This is a genomic window from Sphingomonas bacterium (genome assembly GCF_903643065.1).
Taxonomy (GTDB): Bacteria; Pseudomonadota; Alphaproteobacteria; order Sphingomonadales; family Sphingomonadaceae; genus Sphingomonas.
This window is the reverse complement of record NZ_CAHJWX010000123.1, coordinates 1-6225: the sequence shown is the minus strand read 5'-3', so window position 1 is coordinate 6225 and position 6225 is coordinate 1. Positions and strand designations below refer to the sequence as shown.

Here is a 6225-nt window from a genome sequence, read left to right as displayed (position 1 = left end):
GCCGACAAGCCCCCCACCGGCGGCGCGATCGACATGTCGTTGTCGTTGAGGATCACCACCAGCCGGTTGCCCGCGGCTTCGGCGTTGTTCATCGCCTCATACGCCATGCCGGCCGACATCGCGCCGTCGCCGATCACCGCGATCGCCTTGCCCGGCCGGCCCCCCAGCTGGTTGGCGATCGCAAAGCCCAGCGCCGCCGAGATCGAGGTCGACGAATGCGCCGCCCCGAACGGGTCATACTCGCTCTCGCTCCGCTTGGTGAACCCCGACAGTCCGCCGCCCTGGCGCAAGGTGCGGATGCGGTCGCGCCGCCCGGTCAGGATCTTGTGCGGATAGCATTGGTGCCCGACGTCCCAGATCAGCCGGTCGCGCGGCGTGTCGAACACATAGTGGAGCGCGGTGGTCAGCTCCACCACGCCCAGCCCCGACCCCAGATGACCCCCCGTCACACCCACCGCGCTGATCACCTCCGCCCGCAACTCGTCCGCCAGCTGCCGCAACTGCTCGGGCTTCAAACGACGAAGATCGTCAGGAATACCAACGCCGTCCAGCAGCGGCGTCGCGGGCAGCTCCATCATTTCCGTCCAACTCGCCTGAAACACCGTCCATCCTATACGGACGTCGCCAGGGCAATCACTAGCTAGTCGGCGATCCCTCCGTCAGAATGCCGATCCGATCCATCGATCCTTCTTCCCTCGCGCTCCAGTCGCGTGCCTCACCCCGGCGGCTCCGCCACGCGCCCGTTCGCGAACGGGATGCTTGGCAAGGCTGAGGTCGCTAGTGGCGGGTTCCTTTTGGGGGCCGATCATCGCATGAACTGAGCGTGCCGACCTTCCCCGCCGTCTCCACCATCGCGCAGACGATCCAGCTCTCGCTCTCGCCGGTGTTCATGCTGGCGGGCATCGGCGCGTTCGTGAACGTGCTGGCGGGACGGCTGGGGCGCGTGGTCGATCGTGGGCGGATGCTGGAGGCGCTTCATCCTAAAAGTCAGGGGCCCGAGCACGACCGTCACGTCCGCGAGCTGCGCGTGCTCGACCAGCGCATCCGGCTGATCAACGCCGGGCTGCTGCTGGCGGTGCTGAGCGCGGTGACGACCTGCCTGGTGGTGACGCTGCTGTTCGTGGCCGAACTCGGGCGGCTGCACATCGGCCGTGGCGTCGCGTTCGCGTTCATCGGCGCGATGGTGTTCCTGATCGCGGCGCTGGCTGCGTTCATGATCGAGGTGCGGGTGGCGACGCACGCGCTCCGGATCAGGCCGGAGCTGCTGGAGCGGGGGTGAGCCTGATCGCTCAGCGACTTCCCGTCATCCCCGGCCCCACGTCCGCCGTCGGCAGGTAGCGGGGCGCGATGCGGGTGTGCGCCCGTTGTTCATAGGCATAGCCGGCGCCGAGCACGGTCGCCTCGCCGTATCGGGTGGCGATGAAGGACAGGCCGGCCGGCAGGCCGCGCACCAGGCCCATCGGCACCGTCAGGTTCGGATAGCCCGCGACGGCGGGCAGCCCGGCCGAGGACGGCCCGTCATACTGATCGCCATAGACCGGCTCGATCAGCCAGGCGGGGCCGTAGCTCGGCTCCACCAGCACGGTCGCGCGAGCCTTGGCCAGCAGGCCGTCGATCGCCTCGCTGGCGAGCCGGAGCGACTTGGCGCGCGCGGCTTGGTAGTCCGGATCGTCCAGCCCCGTCGTCCGCTGCGCCGCCTCGAACGTCTCTTGCCCGAAATAGGCCATCTCGGTCGCCGCGTGCGCGGTGTTGAACGCGATCACGTCGGCGAGCGTCCGCGTCGTCACCGCCGGCGGGGTGGTCGCGAGATAGGCGTTCAGGTCCGCCTTGAGCTCGGTCTGCAGCACGACCTGCTCGGCCGCGCCCAGCCCTTCGGTCTTGGGCCGCTCCACCTCGACCAGCTCGGCGCCGCCGGCGCGCAGCACCGCCAGCGCGCGGTCGAACGCCGCAGCGAGATCCGGCGTCATCGCCGGGCGCAGCACCGCGATCCGCAGCCCCGACAGCGCGCTGGTCGACAGGCCGGCGACATAGTCGGTCGCCACCCCGCGCGGCGCGTCGACGGGGTCGCCGCCGACCATCGCCGAGAGCATCAGCGCGACATCCCTGACCGAGCGCGCCATCGGCCCGGGCGTGTCCTGCGAATGGCTGATCGGCACCACGTGCGTGCGGCTGACCAGCCCGATCGAGGGCTTGAGCCCGGCCAGCCCGTTGATCGACGACGGGCAGACCACCGAGCCATCGGTCTCCGTGCCCACGGCGGCGGCGGCGAACGACGCCGCCACGCCCGCGCCCGAGCCCGACGACGAACCGCAGGCCGTGCGATCGAGCGCGTACGGGTTGCGCACCTGGCCCCCGACCGCGCTCCAACCGCTGATCGATCGCGTCGAGCGGATGTTCGCCCATTCGGAGAGGTTGGTCTTGCCCAGGATCACCGCGCCGGCCGCGCGCAGCTGCGCCACCACCGGCGCGTCGCGGCGCGTGACGTTGGCGGCGAGCGCGAGGCTGCCCGCGGTGGTGGCGACGTTGTCGGCGGTCTCCACATTGTCCTTGATCAGCACCGGGATGCCATGGAGTGGCCCGCGCAGGTGCCCGGCCTTGCGCTCGGCGTCGAGCACCCTGGCCTGGGCGAGCGCGTCGGGGTTGAGCGCGATCACCGCGCGCAGCGTCGGGCCCTGGCGGTCCATCGCGGCGATGCGCTTGAGATAGGCCTGGACGAGATCGGCGCTGGACGCCTGGCCGGCGGCCATCATCGCCTGAAGCTGGTCGATCGACTTTTCCTCGACCGCGACGGTCCTGGCGCCGGCAGGGGTGGCGGCGAGCAGGGCGGCGAGGATCAGGCGGCGCATGGTGTTCTCCTTCGGCCGGGGCGAACACCCCAGTGGGACTGTCGCGCGGCCGATGGCATCGGGCAAGGTCGCTTGCGACAGTGCGGGTGAACCGACCCCCGCAACCTGCGTTGACGATGACATGCGGACCCGCCCTTCTTGATCGCCGCCGTCCTCAAGATCGCCGGCGCGATCGTGCTGCTGCTCGTGATCCTGCTCGGGCTGGCGATCACGGTCGTGCCGCGCTTCCTTGATCGCATCTATTACAGGGGGCCGCCGTCCGATCATTTCGATGGCGAGCGCTTCTTCAATCCTGGACGCGACGACACGGCGGAGATCCCGACCGGCGGCAGCCGGATAGGCTTTCTGTGGCGCTATTTCACGGGGCGCGACGGGCGGCCGCCCTGGCCCGAGCGGGTGGAGGTGCACCCGTCCAGGCCGCCGGCGCGGGTGGAGGGCGAGCGGATGCTCGTCACCTGGATCGGCCATGCGACGGTGCTGGTGCAGACCCACGGGCTCAACATCCTCACCGATCCGATCTGGAGCGACCGCACCGGCCCGTGGCGGATTGGGGCGAGGCGGGTCGCGGCACCGGGCGTGCGGTTCGAAGACCTGCCGACCATCGACCTCGTGCTGATCAGCCACAACCATTACGATCATCTCGACCTGCCGACGCTGAGGCGGCTGTGGACACGGGATCACCCGCGCATCGTCACCAGCCTCGGCAACGACGCGGTGATCGCGCAAGCCGGCGGCGCGAAAGCCACGACGGCGGACTGGGGCGGTGAGGTGCCGGTCGGCCATGGCGTGTCGGTGGTGGTGGTGCGCGCGCAGCATTGGGGCACGCGCTATTCGACCGATCGCAACCGGGCGCTGTGGTCCGGCTTCGTGGTCAGGCTGCCGAGTGGGGGCAATTTCTACTTCGCCGCCGATACCGGCTGGGGTGACGGCCGATGGCCGGCGGAGGCGGCGTCGCACGGCGCCATCCGGTTCGCGGCGCTGCCGATCGGCGCGTTCCGCTTCGTGCCGGGGCAGATGCGGATCGGCAGCCACATGGGTCCGATCGAGGCGGTGCGGGTGTTCGATCGCACCGGCGCCGGGCTGGCGCTGCCGATCCACTGGGGGACGTTCCGGCTGTCATTCGAGAGCCATGACACGCCGCCCCGGATGCTGGCCGCGCTGATGCGGTGCACGGGCAACGACCCGGCGCGCTTCGCCGCGCACGCGATCGGCATGGGGTTCGAGGTGCCGCCGGTGAGCGGGCCGCGCCCGCCGCTCGACCTGTCGCGGCTGGACGCGTGCGCGGGCAGCGCGGAGGTCAGGGCGCTGCAGTGATTGCTGGCGGCTCCGCCAGCCCCCACCACGTCACCGCCAACGCCATCGCCACCACCGCCTCGGTGTACCACAGCCCGGCATATGGATCGTGGGTCCCCTTCACGATCGCGGTGGAGATCAGCGGCAGGAAACCGCCGAAATAGCCCGTCCCGAAATGATAGGGAATCGACAGCGAGGAATAGCGGATGCGCGGCGGGAACATCTCCGCCAGCAATGCCGCGACCGAGCCATAGCTGAGCCCGGACAGCGCCATCAATCCCAGGATGCCGAACAGGATCAGCGCGACCGCGCCCGCGCCCGGCACCTGGCCCGGCGCTCCCGCGCCATCGCCCGCCGCATGGCCGATCAGGTGGAACAGCGGGAATAGCAGGACCAGCGTCAGGGCGTAGCCGATCACGATTGGCCGCTTGCGCCCGACCCGATCGGACCAGGCGCCCGTCAGGAAATAGAAGACCAGCCCGGCCAGCGCGCCGGCGGCGACGATCAGCTGCGCCGCCCGCTCGTCCATGTGCATCGGCCCGGTCAGGAAGGTCAGCGCCGAGAACAGCGCGGTGTACCAGATCACCGTCAGCCCCGCCGCGATGCCGAACAGCGCGACGAGCAAGCGGCGGACGTTGCCGGGCCAGGTGAAGCTCTCACGGAACGGATTGACCGCCGCCTCGCCCGCCGCGCGCATCGCGCGGAACACGGGACTTTCGGACAGCTTGAGCCGCATCCATAGCGACACGGCGAGCAGCAGCAGCGAGAACAGGAACGGGAAGCGCCACCAGCCCGTCGCCCACGCGTCGGCGCCGGCCGATGCCTTGGTCACGAGCACCACGGCGAGGCTGAGGATGAAGCCACCGACCACGCCCGCCTGGATGAAGCTGGTGTACAGCCCCGCGCGGCCCTGCGGCGCGTGCTCCGCGACATAGATCGCCGCGCCGCCATATTCGCCGCCCAGCGCCAAGCCCTGGGCGACGCGGCACAACAGGATCAGCGCCGGCGCCGCCCAGCCGATCGCCGTATAGGTGGGCGCGACGCCGATCCCGGCGGTGGCGACCCCCATCAGCGTGATCGTGACCAGGAACGTATATTTGCGCCCGAGCTTGTCGCCCAGATAGCCGAACACCATCGCGCCCAGCGGCCGGAACGCGAATCCGACCGCGAAGGTGGCCCAGGCGAGCAAGGTCGCGACCGACTGGTCACCGGGGCGGAAGAACGAGCGCTGGAGGATGCCCGACGCGGTCAGCGTGCCCCAGATGAAGAAATCATACCATTCGAACACCGTGCCCAGCGCCGAGGCGGCGATGACGAGCCGGATGTCGGCCTTGGTCGGCTCTGGTGTCGTCGCCATCGTTCCTCCCCTGTCGGAGCGGTGTAGCGCGGGAGGATGCCCGTCGTCACCCGGCCTCGTGCCGGCATGACGAGGAGGTGATCACCGCAGCATCTCGATGATGCCGCTGAAGTCCTTGCCGCCCTCCCCGGCGCCGACGAACCGCTCGTACAGCTCCGCCGCCCGCGCGCCCATCGGCGTCGCCGCGCCTGCCTCGCCCGCTGCCTGCATCGCGAGGCGCAGGTCCTTGAGCATCAGCGCCGCCGCGAAGCCGCCGTGATAATCGTGGTCGGCGGGCGTGTCGGGGCCGACGCCGGGGACGGGGCAATAGCTGGTCATGCTCCAGCTCTGACCCGACGAGACGCTGGCGATGTCGAAGAAAGCCCGCGCGTCGAGGCCCAGCTTCGCCGCCAGCCCGAACGCCTCGCAGGTCGCGATCATCGCCGCGCCCAGGATCATGTTGTTGCAGATCTTCGCCGCTTGGCCCGCGCCGCTGGCGCCGGCATGGATCACCGCCTTGCCCATCGCGGCGAGCACCGGTTGGGCTCGCTCGAAGCCTTCCGCCGTGCCGCCGACCATGAAGGTGAGCGTGCCCCCCGCCGCCGCCGCGATCCCACCCGAGACGGGGGCATCGACCGCGAGGTGGCCGGCGTCGCGCGCCTGCCCAGCCACGCGCCGCGCGGTGGCGACGTCGATCGTGGAACAGTCGATCAGCACCGCGCCGGGCGCGAGCGCGGGCAGGATCGTGAC

General features: G+C 70.5%; 6 protein-coding genes. 2 read left to right on the top strand and 4 right to left on the bottom strand.

The window, feature by feature from the left end; all coding sequences use genetic code 11:
* Window positions 1-578 (bottom strand): 1-deoxy-D-xylulose-5-phosphate synthase N-terminal domain-containing protein (locus HUU95_RS05895; protein WP_254602649.1); only part of this gene is annotated, 578 nt, incomplete at its 3' end.
* Window positions 579-823: 245 nt separating this feature from the next.
* Between HUU95_RS05895 and HUU95_RS05890 the strand changes: the two genes are divergently transcribed.
* Window positions 824-1279, top strand: a complete 456-nt coding sequence (locus HUU95_RS05890; protein WP_174279263.1) for a DUF2721 domain-containing protein — start codon at window positions 824-826, stop codon at window positions 1277-1279.
* Window positions 1280-1289: 10 nt separating this feature from the next.
* Here HUU95_RS05890 and HUU95_RS05885 read toward each other — a convergent pair whose 3' ends face one another.
* On the bottom strand, window positions 1290-2846 hold the full coding sequence (locus tag HUU95_RS05885) for an amidase (RefSeq protein ID WP_217429782.1): 1557 nt from the start codon (window positions 2844-2846) through the stop codon (window positions 1290-1292).
* A 141-nt stretch (window positions 2847-2987) separates the two neighbouring features.
* On the opposite strand from HUU95_RS05885, the gene HUU95_RS05880 reads away from it, so the two are divergent.
* Complete coding sequence (locus HUU95_RS05880; RefSeq protein WP_174279264.1) at window positions 2988-4160, top strand: MBL fold metallo-hydrolase; 1173 nt, start codon at window positions 2988-2990, stop codon at window positions 4158-4160.
* Here HUU95_RS05880 and HUU95_RS05875 read toward each other — a convergent pair.
* Together HUU95_RS05875 and mmsB are read right to left on the bottom strand one after the other, a co-directional pair.
* Window positions 4144-5496: an MFS transporter gene (locus HUU95_RS05875; RefSeq protein ID WP_174279261.1), complete on the bottom strand. Its 1353-nt coding sequence runs from the start codon at window positions 5494-5496 to the stop codon at window positions 4144-4146. The genes HUU95_RS05880 and HUU95_RS05875 overlap by 17 nt on opposite strands.
* Window positions 5497-5577: 81 nt before the next feature.
* A partial coding sequence (gene mmsB, locus HUU95_RS05870) for a 3-hydroxyisobutyrate dehydrogenase (protein ID WP_174279260.1) occupies window positions 5578-6225 on the bottom strand: 648 nt, incomplete at its 5' end.

Excerpts from the sequence above, each read along its gene's own strand:
- HUU95_RS05885 (WP_217429782.1), bottom strand. The coding sequence starts at position 2,846 with ATGCGCCGCCTGATCCTCGCCGCCCTGCTCGCCGCCACCCCTGCCGGC.
- HUU95_RS05875 (WP_174279261.1), bottom strand. The coding sequence starts at position 5,496 with ATGGCGACGACACCAGAGCCGACCAAGGCCGACATCCGGCTCGTCATC.